The 24,638-nt window shown below is 72.7% G+C and carries 23 protein-coding genes; 13 read left to right on the top strand and 10 right to left on the bottom strand.

Annotated features, from left to right (window positions below):
- Positions 1–164 precede the first annotated feature (164 nt).
- From ACQP1S_RS20075 to ACQP1S_RS20065, 3 genes are all read left to right on the top strand, one after another.
- On the top strand, positions 165–908 hold the full coding sequence (locus tag ACQP1S_RS20075) for a GntR family transcriptional regulator (protein ID WP_091250004.1): 744 nt from the start codon (positions 165–167) through the stop codon (positions 906–908).
- Between the two features lie 93 nt (positions 909–1,001).
- Entirely contained in the window at positions 1,002–1,571 is a 570-nt protein-coding gene (locus ACQP1S_RS20070; protein WP_091250001.1) for a DJ-1/PfpI family protein, read from the top strand.
- Positions 1,568–2,413: an alpha/beta fold hydrolase gene (locus ACQP1S_RS20065; protein ID WP_432897705.1), complete on the top strand. Its 846-nt coding sequence runs from the start codon at positions 1,568–1,570 to the stop codon at positions 2,411–2,413. The genes ACQP1S_RS20070 and ACQP1S_RS20065 overlap by 4 nt, the downstream gene beginning before the upstream one ends.
- Positions 2,414–2,842: 429 nt before the next feature.
- Here the strand turns inward: ACQP1S_RS20065 and ACQP1S_RS20060 are convergent, their stop codons facing one another.
- Positions 2,843–3,301 (bottom strand): MarR family winged helix-turn-helix transcriptional regulator, encoded by a 459-nt coding sequence (locus ACQP1S_RS20060; RefSeq protein ID WP_091249997.1) that lies wholly within the window; start codon positions 3,299–3,301, stop codon positions 2,843–2,845.
- Between the two features lie 77 nt (positions 3,302–3,378).
- Between ACQP1S_RS20060 and ACQP1S_RS20055 the strand changes: the two genes are divergently transcribed.
- Together ACQP1S_RS20055 and ACQP1S_RS20050 are read left to right on the top strand one after the other, a co-directional pair.
- Complete coding sequence (locus ACQP1S_RS20055; protein WP_432897701.1) at positions 3,379–4,839, top strand: DHA2 family efflux MFS transporter permease subunit; 1,461 nt, start codon at positions 3,379–3,381, stop codon at positions 4,837–4,839.
- Between the two features lie 44 nt (positions 4,840–4,883).
- Positions 4,884–5,447, top strand: a complete 564-nt coding sequence (locus ACQP1S_RS20050) for an NADPH-dependent FMN reductase (protein WP_432897698.1) — start codon at positions 4,884–4,886, stop codon at positions 5,445–5,447.
- A gap of 50 nt (positions 5,448–5,497) precedes the next feature.
- On the opposite strand, the gene ACQP1S_RS20045 is transcribed toward ACQP1S_RS20050, so the two are convergent.
- Positions 5,498–7,663: a HelD family protein gene (locus tag ACQP1S_RS20045; RefSeq protein WP_432897695.1), complete on the bottom strand. Its 2,166-nt coding sequence runs from the start codon at positions 7,661–7,663 to the stop codon at positions 5,498–5,500.
- Positions 7,664–8,126: 463 nt separating this feature from the next.
- On the opposite strand from ACQP1S_RS20045, the gene ACQP1S_RS20040 reads away from it, so the two are divergent.
- On the top strand, positions 8,127–9,182 hold the full coding sequence (locus ACQP1S_RS20040) for an arabinan endo-1,5-alpha-L-arabinosidase (protein ID WP_432897692.1): 1,056 nt from the start codon (positions 8,127–8,129) through the stop codon (positions 9,180–9,182).
- Positions 9,183–9,216: 34 nt separating this feature from the next.
- On the opposite strand, the gene ACQP1S_RS20035 is transcribed toward ACQP1S_RS20040, so the two are convergent.
- A complete protein-coding gene (locus ACQP1S_RS20035; RefSeq protein ID WP_432908144.1) occupies positions 9,217–10,140 on the bottom strand; it encodes a helix-turn-helix transcriptional regulator in 924 nt (307 codons plus the stop codon).
- Positions 10,141–10,244: 104 nt separating this feature from the next.
- Between ACQP1S_RS20035 and ACQP1S_RS20030 the strand changes: the two genes are divergently transcribed.
- Entirely contained in the window at positions 10,245–10,928 is a 684-nt protein-coding gene (locus ACQP1S_RS20030; protein WP_432897689.1) for an alpha/beta fold hydrolase, read from the top strand.
- Between the two features lie 491 nt (positions 10,929–11,419).
- Here ACQP1S_RS20030 and ACQP1S_RS20025 read toward each other — a convergent pair whose 3' ends face one another.
- Positions 11,420–12,307 carry a phosphotransferase gene (locus ACQP1S_RS20025; protein ID WP_432897686.1) on the bottom strand — a complete coding sequence of 296 codons (888 nt, stop codon included), beginning with the start codon at positions 12,305–12,307 and terminating at the stop codon, positions 11,420–11,422.
- Between the two features lie 233 nt (positions 12,308–12,540).
- Positions 12,541–13,260 carry an alpha/beta fold hydrolase gene (locus tag ACQP1S_RS20020; protein ID WP_432897683.1) on the bottom strand — a complete coding sequence of 240 codons (720 nt, stop codon included), beginning with the start codon at positions 13,258–13,260 and terminating at the stop codon, positions 12,541–12,543.
- A 163-nt stretch (positions 13,261–13,423) separates the two neighbouring features.
- On the opposite strand from ACQP1S_RS20020, the gene ACQP1S_RS20015 reads away from it, so the two are divergent.
- From ACQP1S_RS20015 to ACQP1S_RS20000, 4 genes are all read left to right on the top strand, one after another.
- Positions 13,424–13,798 carry a UBP-type zinc finger domain-containing protein gene (locus tag ACQP1S_RS20015; RefSeq protein ID WP_432897680.1) on the top strand — a complete coding sequence of 125 codons (375 nt, stop codon included), beginning with the start codon at positions 13,424–13,426 and terminating at the stop codon, positions 13,796–13,798.
- A gap of 58 nt (positions 13,799–13,856) precedes the next feature.
- The gene (locus ACQP1S_RS20010) at positions 13,857–14,369 is read left to right on the top strand and encodes a hypothetical protein (protein ID WP_432897677.1); all 513 of its coding nucleotides are present in this window, start codon (positions 13,857–13,859) and stop codon (positions 14,367–14,369) included.
- Positions 14,370–14,779: 410 nt separating this feature from the next.
- Positions 14,780–16,210: an ABC transporter substrate-binding protein gene (locus ACQP1S_RS20005; RefSeq protein ID WP_432897674.1), complete on the top strand. Its 1,431-nt coding sequence runs from the start codon at positions 14,780–14,782 to the stop codon at positions 16,208–16,210.
- Positions 16,207–18,243 carry an ABC transporter permease subunit gene (locus ACQP1S_RS20000; RefSeq protein ID WP_432897671.1) on the top strand — a complete coding sequence of 679 codons (2,037 nt, stop codon included), beginning with the start codon at positions 16,207–16,209 and terminating at the stop codon, positions 18,241–18,243. The genes ACQP1S_RS20005 and ACQP1S_RS20000 overlap by 4 nt, the downstream gene beginning before the upstream one ends.
- Here the strand turns inward: ACQP1S_RS20000 and ACQP1S_RS19995 are convergent.
- The 5 genes from ACQP1S_RS19995 to ACQP1S_RS19975 are packed head-to-tail and all read right to left on the bottom strand — an operon-like array spanning position 18,151 to position 21,878.
- Positions 18,151–18,684, bottom strand: coding sequence for a hypothetical protein (locus ACQP1S_RS19995; protein WP_432897668.1), 534 nt, complete (start codon positions 18,682–18,684; stop codon positions 18,151–18,153). The genes ACQP1S_RS20000 and ACQP1S_RS19995 overlap by 93 nt on opposite strands.
- Positions 18,681–19,895 carry a molybdopterin-dependent oxidoreductase gene (locus ACQP1S_RS19990; RefSeq protein WP_432897665.1) on the bottom strand — a complete coding sequence of 405 codons (1,215 nt, stop codon included), beginning with the start codon at positions 19,893–19,895 and terminating at the stop codon, positions 18,681–18,683. Before ACQP1S_RS19990 ends, ACQP1S_RS19995 begins: the two co-directional genes overlap by 4 nt.
- Positions 19,892–20,533, bottom strand: a complete 642-nt coding sequence (locus ACQP1S_RS19985; RefSeq protein WP_432897662.1) for a methyltransferase domain-containing protein — start codon at positions 20,531–20,533, stop codon at positions 19,892–19,894. Before ACQP1S_RS19985 ends, ACQP1S_RS19990 begins: the two co-directional genes overlap by 4 nt.
- A complete protein-coding gene (locus ACQP1S_RS19980; protein WP_432897659.1) occupies positions 20,530–21,222 on the bottom strand; it encodes a TIGR04282 family arsenosugar biosynthesis glycosyltransferase in 693 nt (230 codons plus the stop codon). The genes ACQP1S_RS19985 and ACQP1S_RS19980 overlap by 4 nt, the downstream gene beginning before the upstream one ends.
- Positions 21,219–21,878, bottom strand: coding sequence for a glycosyltransferase family 2 protein (locus tag ACQP1S_RS19975; RefSeq protein ID WP_091252626.1), 660 nt, complete (start codon positions 21,876–21,878; stop codon positions 21,219–21,221). The genes ACQP1S_RS19980 and ACQP1S_RS19975 overlap by 4 nt, the downstream gene beginning before the upstream one ends.
- Before the next feature lie 153 nt (positions 21,879–22,031).
- Between ACQP1S_RS19975 and ACQP1S_RS19970 the strand changes: the two genes are divergently transcribed.
- On the top strand, positions 22,032–23,081 hold the full coding sequence (locus ACQP1S_RS19970; RefSeq protein WP_432897656.1) for an NAD-dependent epimerase/dehydratase family protein: 1,050 nt from the start codon (positions 22,032–22,034) through the stop codon (positions 23,079–23,081).
- A 59-nt stretch (positions 23,082–23,140) separates the two neighbouring features.
- Positions 23,141–24,541, top strand: coding sequence for a hypothetical protein (locus tag ACQP1S_RS19965; RefSeq protein ID WP_432908142.1), 1,401 nt, complete (start codon positions 23,141–23,143; stop codon positions 24,539–24,541).
- Positions 24,542–24,638: the final 97 nt, after the last annotated feature.

Below are 24,638 nucleotides of genomic sequence, written 5' to 3'. Positions count from 1 at the left end.
TCCAGTTGATCGAGTGGAGCGATGGCAGGCGTTACGGCGACGGTGCAAAGTGACGGGCGTCCGTCACGTTTCCTATACGATCTGGTGGGGGGCGTCAGCATGTCGCAGCGTCGTGACTGATGTCAACAGGTTCCCGAAGGTGCAAGAGAGGACCCCACGTCACGATGGACGACGAAGCGATGGTCGCGCGGGGCCGCAGGGGCGTGCCGGGCGGAACGTCGCCGGGACGAGCTGGCGGCCGGCTTGCCGACGAGGTGTACGACACGCTGCTCGGACAGCTCATGTCGCTACGGATCGAGCCTGGCTCCCGCGTCACGATCGACGTCCTGGCGCGCGAGCTGGGGGTCTCGCAGACGCCGATCCGCGACGCGCTGAACCGCATGGAGGCCGAGGGCCTGGTCGTGCGGGTGCCTCATGCCGGCTACCGCATTCCCCCGCAGATCACCCGGCACCGATTCGAGGACATGCTCGAGGTCCGCCTGCTCCTCGAGCCGGCCGCCGCGCGGAGATCCGCGGAACGCGCATCCTCGGCGCAGGTGGCCGGCCTGCGACGAATGCTGGAGGAGATGGCGGAACTGGAGGGGGGCAACGGGCCCACGGCCTACGGCGCCTTCGGGCTACGCGACGCCGCCTTCCACGATCTCGTCGCCCAGAGCGCCGAGAACCAGGTCATCCGGGAGGCGCTCGCCCGGCTGCACAGTCACGTACACCTCTTCCGGCTGCACCACGACGCCCAGGTCACCCACCTGGCCATGGCCGAGCACGAGGAGGTGGTGGCCGGGATCGCCGCGCGTGACCCGGACGCCGCCGCCTACGCGATGCGTCGGCACATCCTGCTCTCCGGCGAACGTTTCCGGCGGTTCTTCGACGAACTCAGGGGCGCGGACGCGATGGCGGTAGAGGCTTGACGGGCGGGCGGGGCACGGGAATGCTAGCCCAATCGGATTGGATCGGATTGGATCGCTTCCACCTCACCCACCACCAGACGCGAGGAGAAGCAGGTGCCCAGAGCGCTGCTCCTGACCGGCGACGCCGCCGAGGAACTCGACACCATGTACCCCTACTACCGCGTGCAGGAAGGCGGCTGGGACGTCGACGTCTCGTCACGGACGATGCGTGACGTGCAACTGGTCATCCACGAGTTCGACCCCGACTCCGACGCCTACGTGGAGAAGATCGGCCGGAAGCTGCCGGTCGACGTGCCCTGGGCCGAGGTCGACGTCGAGCGCTACGACGCCCTCATCATCCCCGGGGGACGTGCCCCCGAGTGGATCCGGGCCGACGCCGACGTCAGGCGCATCACCGAGCACTTCTTCGCGCGCAACCTTCCTATCGCGCTGGTCTGCCACGGCGCGCAGGTGCCGGCGGTGTACGGGCTGTTGAAGGGCCGGAAGACGGCGTGCTTTGCCCCCATCACCGGTGACATGGAGAACGCGGGCGCGACGGTCATCGACGCGCCCGACGTCGTGGACGGCAACCTCGTCTCCTGTCGGGGATGGCACGACATGCCGCAGTTCGGCAGGGCGATGATGGAGCTCTTCTCGAAGTCCGTCGATTCATCGTCGAGGTGAGCACACCCGGCCCCGCGCCGGTGACGGCACATCGGACCGTCACCGTCGACGGCTCCCCCGTTCACCTCATGGAGAGCGGCGCGGGGCCCGCGGTGTTGATGCTGCACGGCTCCGGACCCGGCACGACCGGGTCCGGAGCCTGGGCGACCACCGCGCAGGCGTTGGAGACGTCCTGGCACCTGGTGGCGCCCGACCAGGCGGGGTTCGGCCGTACACCTGTCCCGGCGGGCTCCAGGGGCGGACTCCGGCTGTGGACGGAGCAGGCCGCGGGCCTGATGGAGGCCCTCGGTATCGCGCACTACGCCGTGGTGGGTCACTCCATGGGCGGTGCCGTGGCGCTGGCGTTGGCGGCCGCCCGCCCCCAGCAGGTCACCCGGGTCGTGGCGGTCGCGACGATGGGCGCCCCCGGGGCACCGTTGTCCGCCGACCTCGACGCGCTCTGGGCCGCCCCCGCCGGCCCGATCGGGGCACGGGACATGCTGAGTCGCCTCGTCCTCGACCAGGCGCTCGTGACCGATGCGGCCGTCGACGCCCGCGCGGACGCGATGCGGGCGGGGGAGGCCGCATACGCGTCGTTGTTCCCGCCACCCCGGGCGCGCTGGGTCGACGACCTCACCCTCCCGGCGCAGACGTTGGCCGCGATCCGCGCGCCCGTGCTGCTCGTGCACGGCGTCGACGACCGGGTCACCCCGCTCGCGACGGCGGCCCGGCCCCTGCTCGCACACCTGGCCGATGCCCGTCTGCACGTGCTCGGCCGGTGCGGGCACGTGCCGGCGATCGAGCACCCGCACGAGTTCCGGCAACTGCTGTCGTGCTTCCTGCGCGGGGACCGCGGTCTCTGATCGCAGCGGTGCCCGGGGACGTCGGGTGCGGTGCGCGACTGCCGCAGGTCGATCAACGTCGGCGTCGACCTGGTCGCCGTCCGGCCGGACGGCGACACCGAGGTCACCGTGTGGCTGTCACCCACCGCGCCCCGCATGTGGTGGGAGACGCGACGACCCGCGCACCCGGCGGTGGCCGCCGGTCCGGATGCTGCGGTATCCGCGGCCGGCGTCCTTCGACGTCGTCGACCCGGACCTGCCCGCTCTGCGGATCGTGACCCGTCCCGGCCGGTCGGCACCGTCCCGGTCGGGGCTGCCTGACCTCATGACGCCCTCACCAGCCCGACGATGGCCATCCGACGCGGCACCCTAATGTCCTAGGATGCTCTTAGGGGTGGAGACGTCTCGCACCAGCGAGCAGTGCGTTCGGCGGGCCGGTGGCCTGGTGACTCAGCTCGGCGGCAGGTCGCTCAGCCGGTGCAGCAGGCGGCTGATCTGGGCGCGTTCGGCCGGGGTGAACCCGCTGAGCAGTTCCTCCTGGGCGTCGTCGACCAGGACGTCCAGCTCCCGCATCCGGGCGGTCCCGGCGGCGGTGATGTGGACGACGTTGCGACGTCGGTCCGCGGGGTCCGGTTCGCGGCGGAGCAGCCCGTCGGCCTCCATCCCGTTGAGCGTGGAGACGGCGTCGCCCCGGTCGATGCCGAGCCGGCGGCACAGTTCCGCCTGACTGGTGCCGCCGAACTCGTCGAGCGCGGCGAGGATGGCGTACCGCATCCGGTCGGCCGGGCGGTCCAGGTGGCGGCCGACGGTCCGGCTGGCGCGGGCCGCAGCGTGGTGGAGCAGCCAACTGGTCAGCCGCCGGAGCCGGGCCGGCGGTGCCCCCGGTGTGAGTTCGGTCCGCTCTGTCACCGGCCCAGTGTACCTAAACGTTGGACCTCCAACGATTTTCCGGTATCGTTGGAGGTCCAACAATTCCTCTGATCGGGATGGTGATGACGGCAGCCAGCGGGAACGCGGGTACGGCCACCGCAACGGGTCGTGCCCCCACCACGGCGGTGCCCGCCTCGGTGTGGTGGATCGCGGTCGTCCTCGCCTCGGGCTCGGTGTTGACCGGCCTCGACACCTCATTGGTCAACGTCGGCATCGAGGCCATCGGGCGCGACCTGGGCGCCTCGTTGACCGAGGCGCAGTGGATCAACAGCGGCTACCTGCTGGCGCTCGCCGCGACGCTGCCGGTCTGCGGCTGGCTCAGCCGGCGGATGGGGGCCGGCCGGCTCTGGCTCTGGTCGCTGGTCGGGTTCACCCTCACTTCCGCGTCATGCGCGCTCGCCCGCGGCGCCGAGCTGCTCATCGTCACCCGGGTGCTCCAGGGGCTCACCGGTGGACTGCTCATCCCCGCCGGAATGGCCATCCTCGGTCAGATCGCCGGCCGGGAGCGGATGGGTCGGGTGATCGCTCTCTCCAGCGTTCCGTCGATCCTGGCCCCGGCCTTCGGACCGATCATCGGCGCCCTGCTCATCGACAACTTCTCCTGGCACTGGATGTTCCTGATCAACGTGCCGATCGGGATCGTCGGACTGCTGCTGGCCCTGCGGGTGGTCCCGCGCGGCGAGGCAGGCCATGCCGGCCGGCTCGACCTGCCGGCCCTGCTGCTGGTCGCCCTCGGACTGCCGCTACTCACCTACGCCGTCACCGCGGCGATGGACCGCGCCGGGCTGCTCGCGCCGGCGGTGCTGGTGCCACTGGTGGCCGCGCTGGTCGCGTTGGCGCTCTTCGTCCACCGGTCGTTGCGCGCCGACGAGCCGCTGATGGACCTACGCCTGGCCGGGGACCCGGTCTACGCCGCCGCCGCGGGCACCATCGTCTTCTCCGGCGCTGCCCTGTTCAGCGGGCTGATCGTGATGCCGCTCTACTTCCAGGTCGGGATGGGGCGGGGCATCATCGACACCGGGCTGCTGCTGATGGCGTTCAGCCTCGCCGCTGCGGTGACGTTTCCCGTCGCCGGCCGGCTGACCGACGTCCACGGTGGCGGCGTCGTGGCCCTGATCGGCCTGGTGGTCGTCGTGGTCGGCACGATTCCGATGGCGCTGCTGCCGGCCGACCCCGACCTCGTCCTCGTCGAGGCCCTCCAGGTCGTCCGGGGCGTCGGTCTGGCGCTGGCCGGCTCACCCGCCGTCTCGGCCGCGCTGGCCCGGGTGCGGTCCCACCAGATGCCGGACGCCAGTTCGCAGGTGAACACCCTGTCCCGGGTCGGCGGTGCAATCGGCAGTGCCCTGTGCGTGGTGGTGCTCTCCGGCGCGCTGGCGGACGCCGGTTCCGACGCCGAGGTCGCCGCGGCCTTCCGGGTCACCTTCCGGTGGTTGACCGGGATGGCGGCGGTCGCCCTCGTCGTCGCCACCTGGCTGACCCGCGCGCAGCGACGCGCCCGACGTGTGGAGGCCCGGTGACCGGGACGCCACCGAACACGTTCCATCGATCAGGAGGTCATGTCATGCGTATCGCCGTCATCATCGGCAGCACCCGACCGGGACGACGGGGCGAGGCGGTGGCCCGGTGGGTCCAGACGCTGGCCGCCCAGCGGGGCGACGCGGTCTACGAGATCGTCGACCTGGCCGACCACGACCTGCCGCACCTCGACGAGCCGGTCCCGGCTGCGATGGGCGCCGAGCACTACACCGGCGAACACACCCGCCGCTGGGCCGAGACCATCGCGTCGTACGACGGGTTCGTCTTCGTCACCCCGGAATACAACCACTCCTACACCGCCGTGCTGAAGAACGCGATCGACTACCTCTACACCGAGTGGCACAACAAGTCGGCGGGTTTTGTCGGCTACGGCCTCAACGGTGGCACCCGCGCCGTGGAGCACCTGCGGGCGGTGCTGGCCGAACTGCACGTCGCCGACGTCCGCGACCAGGTCTGTCTGAACTACTTCACCGAGTTCGGCGCGGGCGGCGAGGTGCTGCCGGCCGAGCACCAGGAGGACATCCTGCGCCGGATGCTCGACCAGGTGGTGGCCTGGGGCGGTGCCCTGGCCACCCTGCGCCAGCCGTGACCGGCCGCCGGCGGCACACCCGAAACCCCTGTCGACGCGTACGGCGGCCGCTAGCCGAGAACCAACTGTCCGAGTTCCTGGGTGCACCGGGTGAGCGCGACGTAGAGGCCGTTCCAGCCGCGCGGCGCGGCGGCGATGCCCTGGGGGTCGACGAGGAGCGCCGCATCCCATTCCAGTCCCTTGGACTGGGTCGCGGTGAGCACCGGCACGTCGGCCAGTACGGAGCGGAGTTCGGCGATGCGGTCGGCGGGGGCGATGACGCCCACCGTGCCACCGTGCCACCGTTGCCGTAGCTGTCGCACCAGCCGGGCGGTGGTGTCGGCAAGCTCCGCAGGTGCGACGGTGAGCACCCAGGGGGCGATGCCGCAGGAGCGCACCGCCCGTGGCGGGGTGTTGTGGCTTCCGGCCTGCCTCAGGACGGGTCCGGTGAGGTCCATGACCTCCCGCGGGGTCCGGTAGCAGATGGTCAGTTCCGCAGCGGTCCAGCGGTCTCCGAAGGCTGCCTGCACCGCTTGTGCCCAGGTGGTGTGCCGGTGCGCCGCCTCCGCCTGGTCGATGTCGCCGACCGCGGTGATGGAGCGACCGGGGCACCGACGCAGGACCATCTGCCACTGCATCTCGGACAGTTCCTGCGCCTCGTCGATGACGACGTGGCCGTACACCCAGCCGCGCTGCCGGCGGGCGTGGTCGGCGACGAACTCGCCCTGCGGCGGCGGGGCCTCGATCTCGCCCAGCAGGTCGGCGAGGGCGTCGAGCAGGGGGATGTCGCTCGGTGCCCAGGGTGCCGGCTCGGCCGAGACGGCGGCGATCTCCGCCGTGGACAACTGGGGTGCGAAACGGGCCAACCGGGCGTGGTCGGTCAGGAGATCACCCAGGAGGCTCCCGGTGTCGAGGGTGGGCCACCATGACTCGACGAACCGGGCGATGGTCGCGTTCTCCGCGATCCGACGGCGAAGGTCCTCCACCTCCTCCTCGGAGAGCAGTCCGTCGATGTCACTGCCGGTGGGTCCGCCGGGCTGATGGTCGCGCTGCACGCTCCTGTCGACGCGGGCGAGGATGTCCTCGAAGCCCTCCTCCATCTCGTGCAGCAGCGCCTCGCGCTGCGCGACGACGGCTTCGGCCAGGAGGTGGTGCAGCTGCTCGGCGAACGCCTCGCGGGCCCGGTGGTACGGGCGTCCCTGCACCGAGGCGAGCGCCTGTGCCACTGCCGTGGCGGGGATGACGTGGAACTCGCCTTCCCAGCGCAGTCGCAGCGCGCGGGGCCGGGGGAGCAGCGCGGTGACGTAGCTCTCGAGCGCGGCCTGCCAGAGGGCGCGGCCCTTGATCTCGGCGAGAATCCGGCTCTCGCCGCGGCCCACGTGGATGTCGGGCAGCAGGGTGTCGCAGGTCGCCGAGACGACGGCGGTCTCACCGAGCGCGGGCAGCACCTGGGCGATGTACCGGAGGAACCGTGGGGAGGGGCCGAGGACCAGGACCGCCTGGTCGGCGATCGCCGAGTGGGTGAACAGCAGGTAGGCGACGCGGTGCAGGGCCACCACGGTCTTGCCGGTGCCGGGACCGCCCTGCACGATCAGTGGTCCGGTCGCGTCCGCCCGGATGACGTCGTCCTGCTCGCGTTGCAGCGTCGAGACCGCAGTCGACATGTGACCGGTACGCCGCTGGTCCAGGGCGGCCAGCAGAGCCCCCGCACCGACGAGTTCCGTGGCGGCGCCCGCCTCCAGCGGCTCGTCGTCCACGCCGTCGACCACCGGTCCCGTCGTGTGGATGTGCCGCCGTCGGGCCTGTCCCTGCGGGTCGACGGCCGTCGCGGTGTAGAACGGCCGGGCCGCGGGAGCGCGCCAGTCCAGCAGCAGCGGCCCACCGTCCTCGTCGTCGGTGCGCAGGCCGACCCGGCCCACGTGCCGCACGGTGCCGTCGAGACCGTCGAGGCGGCCGAAGACCAGCTTGTCCTGCGCCCGCCGCAGCTCCTCGTACTGCTGGCGGAGCATGCGCAGCCGCGCCCGTTCCACCACGTCGAGGGCATCCGCCGACAGTTCGGCCCGCAGGTGGTCGATGAGACTGTCACGCCGGGCCAGGGCCGAGTCGAGGAACTCCTGCTCCTCGGCGACCGCGGATCGGAGTGCGGCGTCCGCAGGGTGGGGGGTTGGCGCTCCGTCGTGGGGATTTTCCGTGCCGATGCCGGCGATGCCATTGTCCAGAGCAGATTTCCGGCGCATTCGCAGATCCTCGTACTGGTGTTTTCCTGCCACCCGGCCGGCCGCAGGCATTCCGGTGGCCAGCATAGGGTCGGCGACTTGTCGTCGTACCGAGATACTGCGGGTGGAGATGAGCATCTCAGTTCATTGTGGTTACTTGCCGTTCGTGGCCTCGTCCCATCTCTTGATTCTTCGTCCCGTCTTTCTGATCCTGGCCGGGGCCCGGTGACGGAGGGCCATGCGTGGGTGGGTGCCGGCGGCGTGCCGGCCCCTGGCCGGGCAAGCTGGCCAGGGGCTGTTGACGCCGACTTCCCGACGGGCTCGGCTGCGGGCACCGATAGCGGGCGGCGGGACAGCATGTTGACATCCCTCAATGTAAGCGTTAACTTTCCGGAGAAACGCCGATGTAAAGATCTCGACATGTTTGTCGACGTTCCGCGTCGGTCGGCATCGGGCCGCCCGGCACCCGACCCAAGGAACTGTCGTGACCACTTCACTCATCCCCGTACCCAATTCCTCCACCGTCCGCCGGTTGGCGCTGCTGTCGCTGTCCGTCGTGGTGGTGGTCGCCGGGGCGGCCGTGGGGTCACGGTCCCCGTCGGCCGCCTCGTCGGCCGCCGCGCCCCGGGCGGCGGTGACACCCACCACGCCACCCGGGTCCTACCCCGGTCCGGGCCGGGTCACCGGCGACGTCGGGGTGCACGACCCGACGATCGTGGTGCGTCCCGGTGGTGGTTACCTGTTGGCGCACACCGGTGACAACATCGCTCTCAAGACATCGAGTGACCGGACCGCGTTCCGTAACGCGGGTGCGGTGTTCCCCAACGGCGCACCGTGGACCACGACCTACACCGGTGGCAGTCGCAACCTGTGGGCACCCGACCTGACTTACCGAGATGGCCGGTACTGGCTGTACTACTCCGCCTCGACGTTCGGCTCGAACCGGTCGGCGATCTTCCTGGCCACCAGCACCACCGGCGCCTCCGGTAGCTGGACCAACCAGGGCCTGGTGATCGAATCCCGCACCTCCGACAACTTCAACGCGATCGATCCGAACCTGGTGGTCGACGCCTCCGGCCGGTGGTGGCTCAGTTTCGGGTCGTTCTGGTCGGGCATCAAGATGGTGGCGCTCAACCCGGCCACCGGGAAGCGCTCCGACACGACCGTGCGCAGCATCGCGGGACGCAACGGAGGCGCGATCGAGGCCCCGGTGATCGTGCGGCACGGCAACTACTACTACCTGTGGGTGTCGTTCGACCGGTGCTGCCAGGGTGCGGCGAGCACGTACCGGGTCATGGTGGGCAGGTCCACCTCGGTCACCGGCCCGTACGTCGACCGCAACGGGGTGGCGATGACCGCCGGCGGCGGCACCCAGGTGCTCGCCGGACACGGCAACATCCACGGACCCGGGCACCAGGCGGTGTTCACCGACACCGACGCCGAGGTCCTCGTCTACCACTACTACGCCGACAACGGCACCTCGTTGCTGGGCATCAACCTGCTCGGCTACGACACCGCCGGCTGGCCGTTCGTCTACTGACGGCGGACGCGGTCCGACGGTGCGGACCTGCTGTTCAGCGGGGTGCCGGCGGTTCGCTGTCCAACGCGGCGGTGAAGCGGGCGGCGACGGCGGCGACGGCGGCCCGCAGTTCGGGACCCTCCTCGACGGTGAAGCCGAACGGGACGGCGGCCAGCCACTCCTGGGCGTACATCCGGGTGTTGGTCGTGCTGCCGGTGAGGACGCAGCGGTCGCCCGCGGGCTCCAGGCGACCCATCGTCGGTCGGACCCAGGGCGCCACCCGCTCGTAGGGCTCGTGGAACACCACCCGGGTCGGGTACTTCCACCCCGAGCCCAGGTGCGCCTCCAGGGTGGCGACGGGGTCGAGGTCGTCGGGTGGGGTGAACCGTTGCGGCAGGTGCCGCACGGCACCGATCCGGTCGATGCGGTACGTGCGGATCGCGTCCGCCCGGTGCGAGTGGCACAGCAGGTACCAGCGGCCGTAGCGCACCACCACCGCCCACGGGTCGACCACCGCCTCCCAGGACTCCCCGCTCTCGGTCGTGTAGGTGACGGCCACCTGGTGCCGGTCGGCCACGGCCGCCACCAGCGTGCTCGTCGTGGTGGGGTCGGCGGGCGCCGACCGACGGTCGGAAGCGGCCGCCGCGTACGACCGCAGCGCCGCTGCCTGCCGTCCGACGCTGTCGGGCAGCGCCCGGATGAGTTTGCTGAGCGCGGAACCGACCAGGCCGTCGGCGTCGATCGCGGCCGGCTGCCCGTCGAGTACGGCCATGACCAGGCCGATGACCTGTTCCTGGGTGAAGACGACGGCCGGCAGTCGGGCACCCCGGCCGAGGCGGTAGCCGCCGTACGGTCCGCGGACGGAGTCGACCGGGATGCCGGCCTCGCGCAGGATGTCGACGTAGCGGCGCGCGGCGCGTTCGGTCACGCCGAGATCGGAGGCGAGCTGCCCGGCGGTCGTGCCGGGGCGGTCCCGCAGGATGTCGAGCGTACGCAGGGCGCGGGCGGTGGGGCTGACGGCATTCTCCACCCGCCGGACGGTACCGGAAGCAGAACGTCCGGAATCGACGCTACGTTGTCGCCATGACTGATGAACAGATCGTGCTCGTCGGCGGCCTGTGGCTCGATGCCTCGGCGTGGGACGGCGTCGTCGCCGAGCTGACGCGGGTGGGGCGACGCGCGGTGGCGGTGAACCTGCCGGGTCAGGGGGACGGGAACACGTCGGCGACGCTCGACGACCAGGTTGCCGCGGTGCTGGCCGTCGTGGACGCGGCACCGGCCGGGTCGGTGGTGGTGGGGCACTCGGCCTCCTGCGCCCTGGCCTGGTTGATCGCCGACGCGCGGCCCTCGGCGGTGGGCCGGATCGTGCTGATCGGCGGGTTCCCGCAGGCCGACGGGGACCTGTACGCCGACTTCTTCCCGATCGAGGACGGGGCGATGCCCTTCCCCGGCTGGGCGCCCTTCGAGGGCGCGGACGCGGCCGACCTCGACGACCGGACGCGGGCGGAATTCCTGGCCGCCGCCATCCCGGTACCCGAGGGCGTCGCCCGGGGGACCGTCCGGCTGACCGACGCGCGGCGGTTCGACGTGCCGGTCGTGCTGGTGTGCCCCGAGTTCACCCCGGCGCAGGCCCAGGCGATGCTCGACGCGGGTGACCTGCCCGAACTCGCCAAGGCCCGGAAGGTCGACCTGGTCGACATCGACTCCGGGCACTGGCCGATGCTGAGCCGGCCGGCCGAACTGGCCCGCATCCTGGCCGACCTCTGACGGACCCGGCGGGAGCCCGACAACTCCGGGCCCCGCGACGACGACACGGCGGTGCCGGGCGACGGTGAACGGGGGCGCACCGGCGAAGTCGGGGAATGTGCCTCGGGGAGCAGCGGCTGCTGCCTCGCTGTGGTGGGCGAGCGCAGCCATGCCGCGCCGACCGGGGCCGTTCCCGGGCTCGACGTGATCGTGCCAGTGCGGTGTCCGGGGGAAGCCGTGGTCTCCGATGCCCCTGGTGTGGCGTTCCCGCTGGGCGGATGACGCCGGCCAGGGGCGGTCCGCGGCGGGGTGTCGCTTCGTGTCGATCATCGGATCTGAGGCGGCACCCCACGGCGCGGCGACAGGTCGCGCGGTGCAGCGGCGCGGCACGGAACCGGTGATCACCCCGGAGCTTCCACCCCGGCGGTGATCAACGGCTTCGTGGCCGGGCCCGCTCCCGTGGTCGCGTCGGCGGCGTCCCCGCCCACGCCCGGCCTGGGAAGCGGTCACTGTCACGCCAGCCGCGTCTCGATCATGTCCAGGTGCCAGTCGACCACGTCGGGGGGAGTGGACCGGATCGCCCAGGTGAGTTGGCGCAGCATCCAGTGGGCCCAGTACAGCCGGAGCGTGGCGGGGGCGATCCGGTGGGCGAGGATCTCGTCCAGGTGGACTGCTGCGGCGGTCTCCACCGGGTCGGCGTCCGCGGCCCGGACGAACCACTCCCGGTCGATCCTGGTCTGGATGAGGGCGAAGAGCCGATCGCCGCGGCTGGCGCCGAGATTCCAGTCGACGACTCCGGTGGCGCGGTCGTGGTCGTCGAAGAGGACGTTGGCCGCGGTGAGATCGACATGCACCAGGTCGTCGCCCGTCATCTCGCGGGGCTCCCGCCGACCGATGGCGAGGATCTCCTCCAGCACATGGCGGCTGCGGGCACCGTGCGTGGCGAGCACCTCGTGCCGCAGGCACGGACCGGTGCCGCAGTCGGGGCACAGCAGCCGCACCGCGGCATCGGGCCACCCGGCGAGAGCGCCGGCGAACCGGTCGTTGATCTCGACTATCGCGTCCATCCTGGCCGGCGTCAGTCGCCGGGGCGGCGCACTGGGTAGCCGCTCCTGCACGAACACCACACCGTCGTCGAGGTCCACCACGAGGTCGTGCCGGGCCACCGGCAGGCCGCGGGCGCGGACCTGGGCGAGTACCTCGACCGTCCGTTCGGCCTCGGCGAGCGGGCCCAGGAATCTGGTCACCACGGCTGGTCGGCCACCCGGCCACTCGGCGTAGATGGCACCGCCGAGCCTCCCGTGCGGAGCCCGGCCGACGACCCGCAATCCCGCACCGGTACGTCGATTGATCGCCGCGACGACCTCGTGGTCCCGTGGGGCGATGATCCTGCTGTCCACATCCACCGCCTCAGGTCGGACCACGATCAGCGATCGGTCTCGGCGGCTTACCGCGATGGCGTGGTAGCAAAGCGTAGGCGAAGCGGAGCAGCCGCGGTACCGGCCGTCGGCGTGACGTCGGGGAAACCGAAGAGCGGCCACGGCCCGACGCCCCGGCAGGATCGTGGCCACCCCCTTGTCCCGCTCCGCGCCGACTGCGGTGTTCCCGGCCGACGCCGGTCCCGGTGGGGACGTCAGGAGGCGTCGGCGGCCTCCCGGATGAGGTCGGCGAGCATGGCGGCCTCCGGGATGGCCACCGTGTGCGAACCCCCGGGGACCTCCACCGTCCGCCGGGAGCCCGCCCGCTCGGCCATGAACCGGTGGGCCGCGACCGGGATGTTGAGGTCCTCGCTACCGAACAGGAACCAGGACGGCAGCGACTGCCAGGCGGGCTCGCCGGAGGGCTCGCCCAGGGCCGCCTCGGTGATCGGCCGCTGGGTCACCGCCATCACGGCGGCCTGCGCCGCCGTCGAGTCGGCCGCGAACTGCTGGTGATAGCGGTCCTGCCGGATGTAGAGGTCGGTCTTCCCGCCGGGAAGCCTGACGGGGGCCAGCGTCTCGCCCAGGGAACTGCCGGGGAACCGTCCGGCCAGGTCGGCGGCGCTCTCGCCGGCCACCGGGGCGAACGCGCCGACGTAGACCAGCGCGGCGACGCCCGCGACCGGCACGTTGGAGATCACCATCCCGCCGTACGAGTGGCCGACCAGGACGACCGGCCCGTCGATCCCGGTGAGCACCGCGCGCAGGTAGTCGGCGTCGTGCCGGACACTGCGCAGCGGGGTGGCCACGGCCACCGCGGGATAGCCGTCGTCGGCCAGGATGGCGATCACCCCGGCCCAGCTCGCCGATTCGGCGAACGCGCCGTGGACGAGGACGACCGTCGGCCTGCCGGGCTGTGCGGTGGTGAGGGCCATTGCCGGGTACCTCCGGATGGTGAGCGAATGTCGGGTCCAGTCTCGGACCACGGGCGCGCCCCGGGCGTGGGTCGGGCGACCGGCTCACCCGGCCGGGGGAACCGGGGCGGGGCACCGACGGGCGAGTCCGGGTACCGTAGCGGCGAGTCGAGAGGAACACGCCGTGGCAGATCAGCCCAAGCTCCTCACCGCGACTGCGGTGGGTGTCGCCCCGGAGGTGCCGCCGAGCGGTCCGGGTTGCGTCGAGTGTGAGTCCTCCGGTGGGTGGTGGTTCCACCTGCGCCGGTGTGCGGCCTGTGGCCAGGTCGGCTGCTGCGACTCGTCGCCGGGCCAGCACGCGACGGCACACGCGGCCGCGACGGGGCATCCGGTGGTACGCAGCTTCGAACCCGGCGAGTCGTGGTTCTGGGACTACTCCGACGATCAGTTCTATGCCGGCGGGCCGGAGCTGGCCGGGCCGGAGTCGCGCCCGCTCGACCAGCCCGCGCCCGGCCCCGAGGGTCGGGTGCCGGGGGACTGGAAGCGCCGGCTGCACTGACGGCGCGCATGACGGGTCGGCGGGTTTGGCGCTCCGGACCGCCGGGCAGCACACCGCAGTGACCACCGCCGATGAGCCTCCCGTCATCGAGTTCCGCCGTTCCCTGGGTCGTCAGGTCGGCTTCCTGGCCACAGCGGTCCCTGTGGCGGCGCTGGCGCTGGCGGTCGTCAACCTGGCCTCCGGCGACCCGTGGTGGGACGGGCTGTGGCTGCCGCTGACGTGGTTCCTGTTCTTCTACCTGTCCCTGCCGATGTCCCGTCCGCCGTCCGCCGGTAACCAGGCGCGGCTGCCCCTGCGGCTCACCGCGGACCACCTCCAGGTGGCGGGTCCGGGCGAGCGCACCCTGGTCATCGAGTGGTCGAACGTCGCGCGTGCCGAGATCAGCGGACGGTGGCAGACGTTCCTGGTGATCGAGCCGGCCGACCCGGACCGGATCCGCCCTCCGCTCGCCCGGTGGGAGTGGGCGGGGTACGGGCAGAGCCGGCCGTACGAGATCCGGGTCCCGCTGGCCTATCTGAGCCCCGGCCGTGACCTGCTCCGGCGCGAACTGGCCCGTCGCCTTCCCGCATGAGGTTCCGGGGTCGCCGGACGGTCGACACGCCGCTCGCCTGCGTCAATGGCGCAGACCGGGGATCCGGAGCCCGATCCCGGTTAGCGGTATTGGTGGTAATGAATTGGGGGAGCCATCTCCCGAGTTTCGTTCAAGCCTAGGCGCGACTTTCCGAAATGTGTAGAGTGAGCGCAGCGCCGCCCCGGTAGACGTTCCGCCGCTCGGGGCATGAGCATCTCGGGGCAGGCCGGGGAGGGCCCGCCGGCGGCGGGGCGACCTTCTCGATGACTGCGCGGCGGAAGCGGGCTGAGGCCATCCGACCAGGCAACCGTTCCCGGACGCGGCCTGCACGGAAGTCCACAGGGGACGGTGACGCTCCCTGGCCTCTCCCGGCGGGTTCCGGTGAGGCGAGACGGAGGAGGCAGATGTCGATGGGTGACAATGCGTTGCAGTCCCGGCGCGGCTTTCTGGGAATGGGGGTGGGGCTGCTCGGCGCGGCCGGCCTGGCCGCCTGCGGAGACACCTCACCATCGACGCCCAAGGTGCAGGCCGAGGTCCCGAAGGCACTCGTCGACGCCGCGGCGGCGTTGAAGGGCTCCTCGTTGGGGATGCTGTCGCAGAAGCTGTACTCGGAGGCGGCGAACGCGGCCCTCGACGCCTCGATCAGGAAGTTCGCCGACACCACCGGCACGAAGATCGGCAACAGCCTGGTCCAGGCCGACGCCGGTGACGTGGTCGCCAAGATCCATGCCGAGGTCCAGGGTGGCGTGGCGCGTGACCTCGCGTTCATGACCGACTCGCGGTTCGTCGCCCAGTTCCAGGCGCTCGGCGACCTGGAGGACGTGACGGACGTCGTCCAGGCGCTGACGGCGACGTACGGCGAACCCACCGCGGAGTCCAAGAACTTCTGCGTCTTCGACGGTAAGTGGTTCGCCATCCCCTACCACTTCATCGGGATCGGATCGTTCCTGCGCAAGGACTGGATGCGCGACGAGGGCATCACCCCCCGGGACGTCTACACCTGGGAGGAGCTGCGGGACCTGTGCCTGGCGATCTCCGACCCCGGCAAGCGGCGGTTCGGCTGGGGCATGACCGTGAACCGCTCCGGTGACGCCAACGGCATGATCGAGGCGCTGATCAACTCCTACGGCGGGGCGATCGCCTCCAACGACGGCCGGAAGGTCACGTTCGACTCTCCCGAGACGGTGCAGGCGGTGACCTTCCTCGCCGACATCTACACCAACCCCCGGTACAAGCCGATGCTGCCGCCGGGGGTGGCCGCCTGGACCGACTCCAGCAACAACGAGAACTGGCTCGCCGGCATCCTCGGCTACACCCGCAACCAGTTCAGCGTCTACGCGGACTCCAAGACCAAGAAGAACCCGGTCTACGACAACACCCACGTCTTCGCCGACTGCACCGGGCCGGCCACCGACAAGTCCCTGCTGCTCGGCCAGTCCCAGGGCTTCGTCATCTTCAAGGGCGCCAAGAACCCCGCCCTGGCCAAGCTCCTGACGCAGTACCTGGTCACCGCGCCCGCGTTGGTCGGGGTGGCGAAGGAAGCGCCCGGTCTGGCGCTGCCGGCCTGGGAGAAGGTCTGGGACGCCGACCCGTTCTTCACCAGCGGCGACCCGGCGTTCCCCATCATGCGCAAGATCACTCAGCAGCAGCTGCCACTGTCCACCAAGAACGGTCTGGACTTTCCGCAGAAGGCCAGCGCGGGACAACAGGCCGCCGTCGGCGCCTACGTCCTCACCGACATGATGCAGCAGGCCATCCAGGGCACGCCGCCCGCGCGGGCCGTGCAGGCCGCGCACGCCAAGATGGTGCAGATCTTCACCCAGCAGGGGCTGCCGCAGTGACGTCGGTCCGCCCGACGTCCGCCCCGGCGTCAGGAGGGTCCTCGCCGCCGGAGTCCCGTTTCCGCATCGCGACCCGACGCCGGCTGGGCCGCGACTGGCGGCTCGCGGCGCTGTTCCTGGCACCCACCGCCGTGCTGGTCGGCGGCCTCGTGCTCGTGCCGATCGCCTGGTCGGTCGTCACCAGCACGACGGAACGGCACGGGCAGCAGAGTGTGTTCGTCGGCCTGGCCAACTACCTCGCCCTGGCCGACGACGAGCAGTTCCACGCGGGCGTGCTGAACTCGTTCGTCTTCACCGCGTACGCCGAGGTGTTCAAGGCGGTGCTGGGGCTGTCCGCGGCACTGCTGCTGCACCACCGACGCCGGGGCCGGGCCGTGCTGGCCGGGCTGCTCCTGCTGCCGTGGGTGGTGCCGACGGTGGTCACCGCGTTCAGTTGGCGCTCGCTGCTCGACCCGATCTTCGGCAGCGTCAACATGCTGCTCACCGAGTCGGGGATCGGGCCCCTGCTGGTGCAGTTGCACCTGGTCGACAGTTGGCCGGCGGGCTGGCTGTCCGAGCCGTCGCTGGCCATGCCGTCGGTGATCCTGGTGAACGTGTGGAAGGGGGTGCCGTTCTTCACCGTCGCCTTCCTCGCGGGGTTGAAGGCCATCCCCGTCGACCTGTACGAGGCGGCGACCGTCGACGGCGCCTCGCCGTGGCGGCGGTTCCTCCACGTGACGCTGCCCGGACTGCGCCACGTGATCACCGTGACGGTGACCCTGTCGTCAATCTGGACGTTCAACAACTTCGACCTCATCTGGCTGCTGACCCAGGGCGGACCGGGCAACGCGACGGCACCGTACGTGCTGGTCGCGTACTCGAAGGCGATCCTGCAACTGCAGTACGGCGCGGGAGCGGCGGTCACGCTCGTCATGCTGCCGGTCATCGGCGGGTTGGTGTTCGTGCTGGTCCGGCTGTTGCGCCGGGACTCGGGCGTGGCACCGCCCCGACGGGCCCGCAAGCTCCGGCCGGCCCGCTCGGCCCGTACCACCCGCACGGTCCGCACCGCCCTGCCGTGGGTCGTCGCCGCGGCGACCACCGCGCTGCTGGCCTGGGCGTCGCCGCACATCTTCTGGAAGGCGGCGGCGGTCCTCGGGGTGTTCCTGCTGGTCGCGGCGGCGGTCGGCCGGGTGGTCTCGGCGCTCGGGGCCTGGGGGCGTCGCCGGGCGTCGTCGCTGGCGTCGGGGCTGGCCTCCGGTGTGGCCCTGGCCGGGTTGCTCGTCTTCGTCCTGGCCCCGCTGTACTGGATCGTCGTCACGGCCTTCAAGTCCGACGGTCAGATCGTCATGCACGACCACGACCTGTGGCCGACGCCGTGGAGCCTGCAGCAGTTCACCGACCTCTTCGCCACCAAGCCGTTCGGCCGCTGGTACCTCAACACGGTGCTGGTGTCCGTGGCGTCCACCGTGGTGGCACTGGTCTGTGCCGCCCTGGCGGGCTACGCCCTGGCCCGGCTGAGGTTCCGCGGGGCGCAGGGCTTCACCGTCACGGTGCTGATCACCTACGTGATGCCGGGTGCGCTGCTGTTCATCCCGCTGTACCAACTGCTCATCGGGGTGCGGCTCACCGACTCGCTGTGGTCGCTGGTCGTGACGTACCCGACCTTCACACTGCCGTTCGCCACCTGGCTGCTGGCGGGGTACTTCGCGTCGATCCCCGTCGAGTTGGAGGAGGCTGCGCTGGTCGACGGCTGCACCCGCTTCCAGGCGTTCCTCCGGGTGATGCTGCCCCTGGCCAAGCCGGGACTGCTGGCGGTCGCGCTGTTCACCCTGACCAACGCCTGGAACGAGTTCCTCTTCGCCTTCGTGTTCATCACCAAGGACGAGTACAAGACCCTCCCGGTGGGGATGCAGTCGATGATCACCGGGGACGTCGTGCCGCAGGGACAGCTCGCCGCCGCGTCACTGCTGGTCAGCATCCCCGTGGTGATCATGTACGCCTTCGGGCAGCGCTTCCTGACCGAGGGGCTCACCGCCGGGGCGGTGAAGGGCTGACCGGGGAGGTCGCCCGCCCGGTGCGGCCGGGGCGGGTCGCCGGGACCGTCGCCGGTCGGCCGCCCAGCAGGTCAGCAGCGTCGCGCCGGCGATCAGCAGCAGGACGATCGCGAGGTGGCGGCCGTAGGGCAGCGGCAGCACCGAGGGGTCGTCCGGCGGCCGGCCGAAACCGAGGACGAGCGGCACCGCCACGACGGTGACCGTGGCGGCGCTGATCACGCCGGCGCGCACCACCGGCCGGTGACGTTCCGGAACCCACCGGGCGAGCAGGGCGCCGACGGCCAGCAGCACGGCCATCCAGACGAGGTCGTGACCGGCCACCACCCCGGCCAGGAAGAGCAACACCCCGGTCGGCCTCAGATCGGGGTCGGCGAGCGCGCCCACGACGGCGTACCCGATCAGCAGGGTGCCGACCGCGACGAGCGCCGCCCGGGTCCTCACGACGACTCCCGTACGGTGAGCCGGCCGACCCACTTGGTCTGCAGCACCCCGGGCCGGTTCGGGGCGATCAACCGGGCGGGGTAGCCGTGGTCGGGGTGCAGGGGTTCCCCACCCAGCCGCAGCGCGATCAGCGTCAGCGGGTCGGCGACGTGCGCCGGCCCGACGGTCGACGTGCGGTAGCGGCCGGCCGTCTCCAGCGACTCGACGAGCACGGTCGCCCGGTCCGGGTCGACGCCCACCAGCGCGACCAGGTCCCGCAGCCGTACGCCGGTCCACCGCCCGGTGGCGCTCCACCCCTCCACGCAGGCGATCGGCAGCTCGGCGGTGTGCTGCGGCAGGGCGCGCAGGGCGGCGAGATCCAGGTCGGTGCGCCCGCCGGGGCCGGTGACCACCAGCCGGTACGCCGGGTCCTGCGCCAGGGCGCGTACCCCGGCGCGGTGTGCGGTCTTGTTGACCGGCAGCCCCTGTGGCCCCACGTCCGGCCGGCGCGGGGCGAGCACCGCCAGGCCGGACAGCGGCCGGACGGTCTGCCCGACCGTGGTCAGGGTGATCAGTCCGGCCGCGGCGGCGACCCCACCGAGCAGCCCGCGCCGGCTGAGCCGCTCCTGCGACGACTCGACGACGGAGCGGCCGAGAGCACCGCGCACCGCCGGCAGCTGTACGCCGATGTGCACCAGCAGCGCGCCGACCGCCAGCCATCCCACCCAGTAGTGCCCGGCGGTGAAGAAGAACGGCATCGGCCCGTACCAGCGGGCGATGTTCAGGATGCCGCCGACCACCTGGAACAGCGCCGCGGCGACCAGCACGGCGACGCTGGCGCGTTCGACCGCATGGGCGATCGACCGGATCGGCGGCCAGCGGAACAGGTGGTGGTAGACCGACCACAGCTTGGCCCCGAGCAGCGGCACCGTGGCCAGGCCGGTCGCCACGTGCAGGCCCTGGGTGAAGCGGTAGAGGCCCACCGGGCGGGCCGGCCACCGGAACCAGCCCGGCGGGTGCTGGATCAGGTGACTGAGCAGCCCGGTGACGAAGCAGACGGCGAACGCCACGCCGAGCGCGACGCCGAGCTGGCTGGTCAGCCGGGTGGACCGTAACCGGGACGGGAACCCGTCGGGCCGCAGTGGCCCGCGCCGCAGCGCCCCGGGCGGGGCCGGCAGCGGTGCCGACCACCGCCGGGCGAGCCGCCGTAGGGCAGTCGGCCGACCGGTCACCGGGGGGTGAGGGTGGCGAACCACCGGCCCGCCTCGCTCCAGGTGTCGCGCACCCGCATCGCGGTTCCCTCGGCCAGCGCGGCAAGATCGTCGAGGGGTACGCAGGCCCACCGCAGCGGGCTGCCGACGCCGCCCGGGGTCTGCACCATGGCCGTGCCGGACCAGGCCGGCGTGCCGGGCGGCGCGAACTCGGCGTGCAGGTGGCCGTTGGCCGCCAGCAGCCGACGACAACGGCGCAGCAGCCGGTACGGGTCACCGCCGATGCCGACATTGCCGTCGGCCAGCAGCAGGTGCGGCCAACGTCCGGCACCCGGCACCGGGCCGAAGACGTCGCGTTGCAGCGCGACGGCACCGCGTTCCCGGGCCAGCCGGACGGCGGTGGCGCTGACGTCGATGCCGAGCGCCGGCCGGCCGGCGTCGATCAGCGCACCGGTGAGCCGCCCGGGGCCGCAGCCGACATCGAGGGTGGGGCCGGTGCAGCGCTGGAGCAGCGTCGCGTCCCCGGCGACGGCGTCCCGGCACCAGACCGCCGGGTCGAACCGGAGCACCCCGCCGCTCGGGTGCCGGGCGGTGAACGCGGCGGGGACGCCCGACGCGGCCCGGTCGAACACGGCGTCGAAGAGGGCCACCGCGTTCACCGGGCGACCGCCGTGGGGGAGGGGACGTCGGTGGCGACGGCGACGGCGAACCGGCTGTCCGGCGGGCACGACGCGGCCACCGCGTGGGCGTCGGCGGCGGTGTCCACGTCCCGCAGCCGGGGCAGCAGGTGGACCCGCAGACCACGGTGGCGCAACGCGGCCAGGGTGAGCTGTCCGGTGCTCGCCAGAGAGGTGGGGACCGCGCGCAGGACCGAGGCGTGACCAGGCTCGCGTAGCCCCAGCGTCCACCACCCGCCGTCGTCCGCCAGTCCGAGCACCGCGTCCGGCCCGTCCGGCCGGCACAGCAGCCCCAGCGCGCTGTCGAGGTGACCGGCGGTGAGCTGCGGGGTGTCCATGCCGATCAGCAGGGTGGCCGTGCCCGCCGTGCGGGTGTCGGCGAACGCGTGGGCGAGCCGGTCGCCCAGCGGGCCGCCCCGCTGGGCGAGTCTCGTCCAGCCCTCGGGGGCCGGGTGGTCGCCGTCGACGACCAGGACCCGGGTGCCGGCCGTGGCCGTGGCGACGGTGTCGAGGGTGTCGGCCAGGGCCGCCGCGGCGACCCGGGCGGCCTGGGTGGGAGTGCAGGGCGGGCAGAGCCGGGTCTTGACCCGGCCGGGTTCCGGCGTCTTGGCCAGCACCAGCACCTGCGGGGCGCGGTGCGCGGGGGCGGTCGGCTGGCGGGAGGCGTTCACCGGGCCAGCACCGCGCTCATGTCGCGTACGGCGCGGGCGGTGCCGAGCACCGTGCCGGTCACCTTCGACCGGGTCCCGGCCGCCCGGGGGTGGTAGTCGACGTCGACCTCGACCACCCGCCAGCCGGCCCGACCGGCCGAGATGAGCAGCTCCAGCGGGTAGCCGAAGCGGCGGTCGCGCAGCCCCAGCGCCAGCAGGTCGGCCCGGCGGACGGCCCGGATCGGCCCGATGTCGTGGACGTCGAGGCCGGTGGTGCGGCGCAGCCGGTGGGCCAGCAGGGCGTTCGCCGCCCGGGCGTGCAACGGCCACACCCCCCGCGCGGTGGGGCGGCGTCGACCGGTGCCCAGTTCCGCCTCGCCGTCCCGGACCGGATCGGCCAGCCGGGGCAGCTGCGCCGGGTCGAACGACCCGTCGGCGTCCAGCACGCACACCACGCCGTCGACCGGGTCGGCCGCCAGGACCCCGGCGTGTACGGCGGCGCCGTACCCGGGTTCGGCCACGCTGATCACCTCGGCGCCGCAGGCGCGGGCCACCGCCGCCGAGCCGTCGGTGGAGCCGTTGTCCACCACGATCGGCCGGTACCCGGCCGGCATCCGGGCCAGCAGGTCGGGCAGGGCCGGGGCCTCGTTGCGGCAGGGAAGAACCACATCGGTCATGCTGCGGACGGTAGGACACGATCCGGCCGGAAGTTCTTACCTGGTGATGACGGAATCCGGGGCAGCGGCGAACCGCTGACGGAGTTCTTACGAACCGCTGACGGGCGGCCGTGGCCGGGGCACGACGACACGTCCCGGCCCTACCGTCGGCGGGTGACTCACGTACTCGTGACCGGCGGCGCCGGTTTCATCGGCACCCACGTGGTGACCGCCCTGCACGACGCCGGCCACCGGGTGACCGTGCTGGACTCCGGTCATCCCGGTGCGCACCGCATGCCGTTGCCGGACACCGTGGCGGGCGCCCCCGTCGTCCGGCTCGACCTGCGCGACGGGCCGGGCGTCGCCGGGGTGCTGGCCGGTGTCGACGCGGTGGTGCACCAGGCGGCCATGGTGGGTCTCGGCGTCGACCTGGACGACCTGCCCGAGTACGTCGGCTGCAACGACCTCGGCACCGCCGTCCTGCTCGCCGCGATGGCCCGGGCGGGCGTGCACCGGCTGGTCCTCGCCAGCTCCATGGTGGTCTACGGCGAGGGCGCCTACGACTGTGCCGCGCACGGTCCGGTCCGCCCCGCCCCGCGTACGGTCGCCGACCTGGCCGCCGGTCGCTTCGAGGCGACCTGCCCGAGCTGCGGCGTCGCCGTCACGCCGGGCCTGGTCGCCGAGGACGCTCCGCTGGATCCGCGCAGCGGGTACGCCGCCACCAAGGTCGCCCAGGAGCACCTCACCTCCGCGTGGGCCCGGCAGACCGGTGGTGCGGTGGTGGCGCTGCGTTACCACAACGTCTACGGGCCCGGCATGCCCCGGGACACCCCGTACAGCGGGGTCGCGGCGATGTTCCGCTCGTCGCTGGAGGCGGGCCGGGCACCGCGGGTGTTCGAGGACGGCGGCCAGCGCCGCGACTTCGTGCACGTGCGCGACGTGGCGGCGGCCAACCTCGCCGCCCTGGACGCAACCGATACGGGCACCGGCTGGCGGGCGTACAACGTGGCTTCCGGCCGCCCGGCCACCATCGGCCAGTTGGCCACGGAGCTGGCCCGAGCTGCCGGCGGGCCGCCGCCGGTGGTCACCGGCGAGTTCCGGCTCGCCGACGTGCGGCACGTGGTCGCCTCGCCCACCCGGGCCGAGACCGAACTCGGGTTCCGGGCCGCGGTGGGACTCGTCGACGGGATCGCGGAGTTCGCCCACGCACCGCTGCGCGGATGAACGGCACACCGCGCCGTCGCCCGCCGGGCGCGGACGGTCCGCGGGGCGCGGGCGGCACCCTGCACAGCGGCCCGGCGCGCGCCGGCAGCCACCCGGGCGGCCGTCCGCGCGCGCCGGGTGACACCCCGCGTCACCGCCCGGCGCGGGCCGACCTGATCGCTGCCGCTGCCGCGATCGGCCTGTTCGCGGTGGCCGCCGTCACCGGCGGCCTGCTCCACCTGTGGGGACGCCCGGTGTACGCCAGCGCGGCGCCGCTGTTCGCGCAGTGGCTGCCGCACGTCGGCCCCGGCACCCCGCTGGCCCTGCTGGTGGCGGCGCTGGTCTGGTGGCGCGGGCCCGCGCTGGCCGCCCGGCTGACCTGGCGACCGCTGCTCGCGGTCTCCTACGCCGCCGCCGTGGCCTGGACGCTGTCGCTGGCCCTGGTCGACGGCTGGCAGCGCGGCATCGCCGGTCGGCTGACCACCCCCTTCGAGTACCTGGACGAGGTCCCCGGGGTCACCGACATCCCCGCCATGCTGGCCGGCTTCAGCGGTCGGATCCTGGACCTCCAACCGGACTCCTGGACCACCCACGTGTCCGGTCATCCGCCGGGGGCCCTGCTCGTCTTCGTCTGGCTCGACCGGATCGGGCTGTCCGGCGGCGGTTGGGCCGGGGTGCTGTGCATCCTGGCGGCGGCACTCGTCGCCGTCGCCGTGCCGCACACCGTACGGCTGTTCGGCACCGACGAGGCGGCCCGCGCGGTGGTGCCGTTCGTGGTGCTGTTCCCCGGGGCGGTCTGGTCCGGAGTGTCCGCCGACGGGCTGTTCGCCGGGGTGACCGCCACCGGTGTGGCCCTGCTGGCGTACGGCGTCGTCCGGGGGCGTGCGGTGGGCGCGGTCGCCGGTGGCGCCCTGTTGGCCTTCGGCTGCTACCTCTCCTACGGGCTGGTCCTGATGGCGCCGATCGCGCTGGCGGTCGTCGTGCTGGCCGGCCGGCGCTGGCGCACCGCGGGCTGGGCGTTCGTCGGGGCGGTGCCGGTCGCCGCCGCGTTCACCGCCGCCGGCTTCTGGTGGCCCACCGGCTACCACCTCGTCATCGAGCGCTACTACCAGGGCATCGCCTCCGAACGCGCGTACGGCTACTGGGTCTGGGCCGACCTGGCGTTGGTGGTCGTGGCCGCCGGCCCGGTGGCGGCGGTGATCCTCCGGCGCGCGGTGCTGGCCGGCCGGCAGGCTCTCCCCCTCCGGCAGCCGGGTGCGGCGCACGCCACCTGGCTGCTGCCACTGGCCGCCACGGTGGCGATCCTCGCGGCGGACCTGTCCGGCTACAGCAAGGCCGAGGTCGAGCGGATCTGGCTGCCCTTCACCGGCTGGCTCCTGGCCGGGGCGGCCCTGATCCCGCCCGCCGACCGCCGTGGCTGGTTGGCCGCGCAGGCGGCGGTGGCGCTCACGATCAACCACCTGCTCCTGACGGTCTGGTAGAGAACCGGCGCGACCGCCGCCACACCACTCACGCGGCGGCCGGTGACCTTGTCACCGGCCGCCGCATCCGGCTGGCTGCAGGTGGGGCCGGGAGCCG

The organism is Micromonospora matsumotoense, from assembly GCF_050951065.1.
Lineage (GTDB): Bacteria > Actinomycetota > Actinomycetes > Mycobacteriales > Micromonosporaceae > Micromonospora > Micromonospora matsumotoensis.
The sequence above is the reverse complement of the archived record's forward strand: the minus strand, read 5'-3'. Positions and strand labels throughout refer to the sequence as shown.

What these genes read in the sequence shown, in the direction of transcription:
- ACQP1S_RS19975 (WP_091252626.1), bottom strand. Translation starts at nt 21,878, where the DNA reads ATGACCGATGTGGTTCTTCCCTGCCGCAACGAGGCCCCGGCCCTGCCC.
- ACQP1S_RS20075 (WP_091250004.1), top strand. Translation starts at nt 165, where the DNA reads ATGGACGACGAAGCGATGGTCGCGCGGGGCCGCAGGGGCGTGCCGGGC.
- ACQP1S_RS20005 (WP_432897674.1), top strand. Translation starts at nt 14,780, where the DNA reads ATGGGTGACAATGCGTTGCAGTCCCGGCGCGGCTTTCTGGGAATGGGG.
- ACQP1S_RS20055 (WP_432897701.1), top strand. Translation starts at nt 3,379, where the DNA reads ATGGTGATGACGGCAGCCAGCGGGAACGCGGGTACGGCCACCGCAACG.
- ACQP1S_RS20020 (WP_432897683.1), bottom strand. Translation starts at nt 13,260, where the DNA reads ATGGCCCTCACCACCGCACAGCCCGGCAGGCCGACGGTCGTCCTCGTC.
- ACQP1S_RS20050 (WP_432897698.1), top strand. Translation starts at nt 4,884, where the DNA reads ATGCGTATCGCCGTCATCATCGGCAGCACCCGACCGGGACGACGGGGC.
- ACQP1S_RS20045 (WP_432897695.1), bottom strand. Translation starts at nt 7,663, where the DNA reads ATGCGCCGGAAATCTGCTCTGGACAATGGCATCGCCGGCATCGGCACG.
- ACQP1S_RS20030 (WP_432897689.1), top strand. Translation starts at nt 10,245, where the DNA reads ATGACTGATGAACAGATCGTGCTCGTCGGCGGCCTGTGGCTCGATGCC.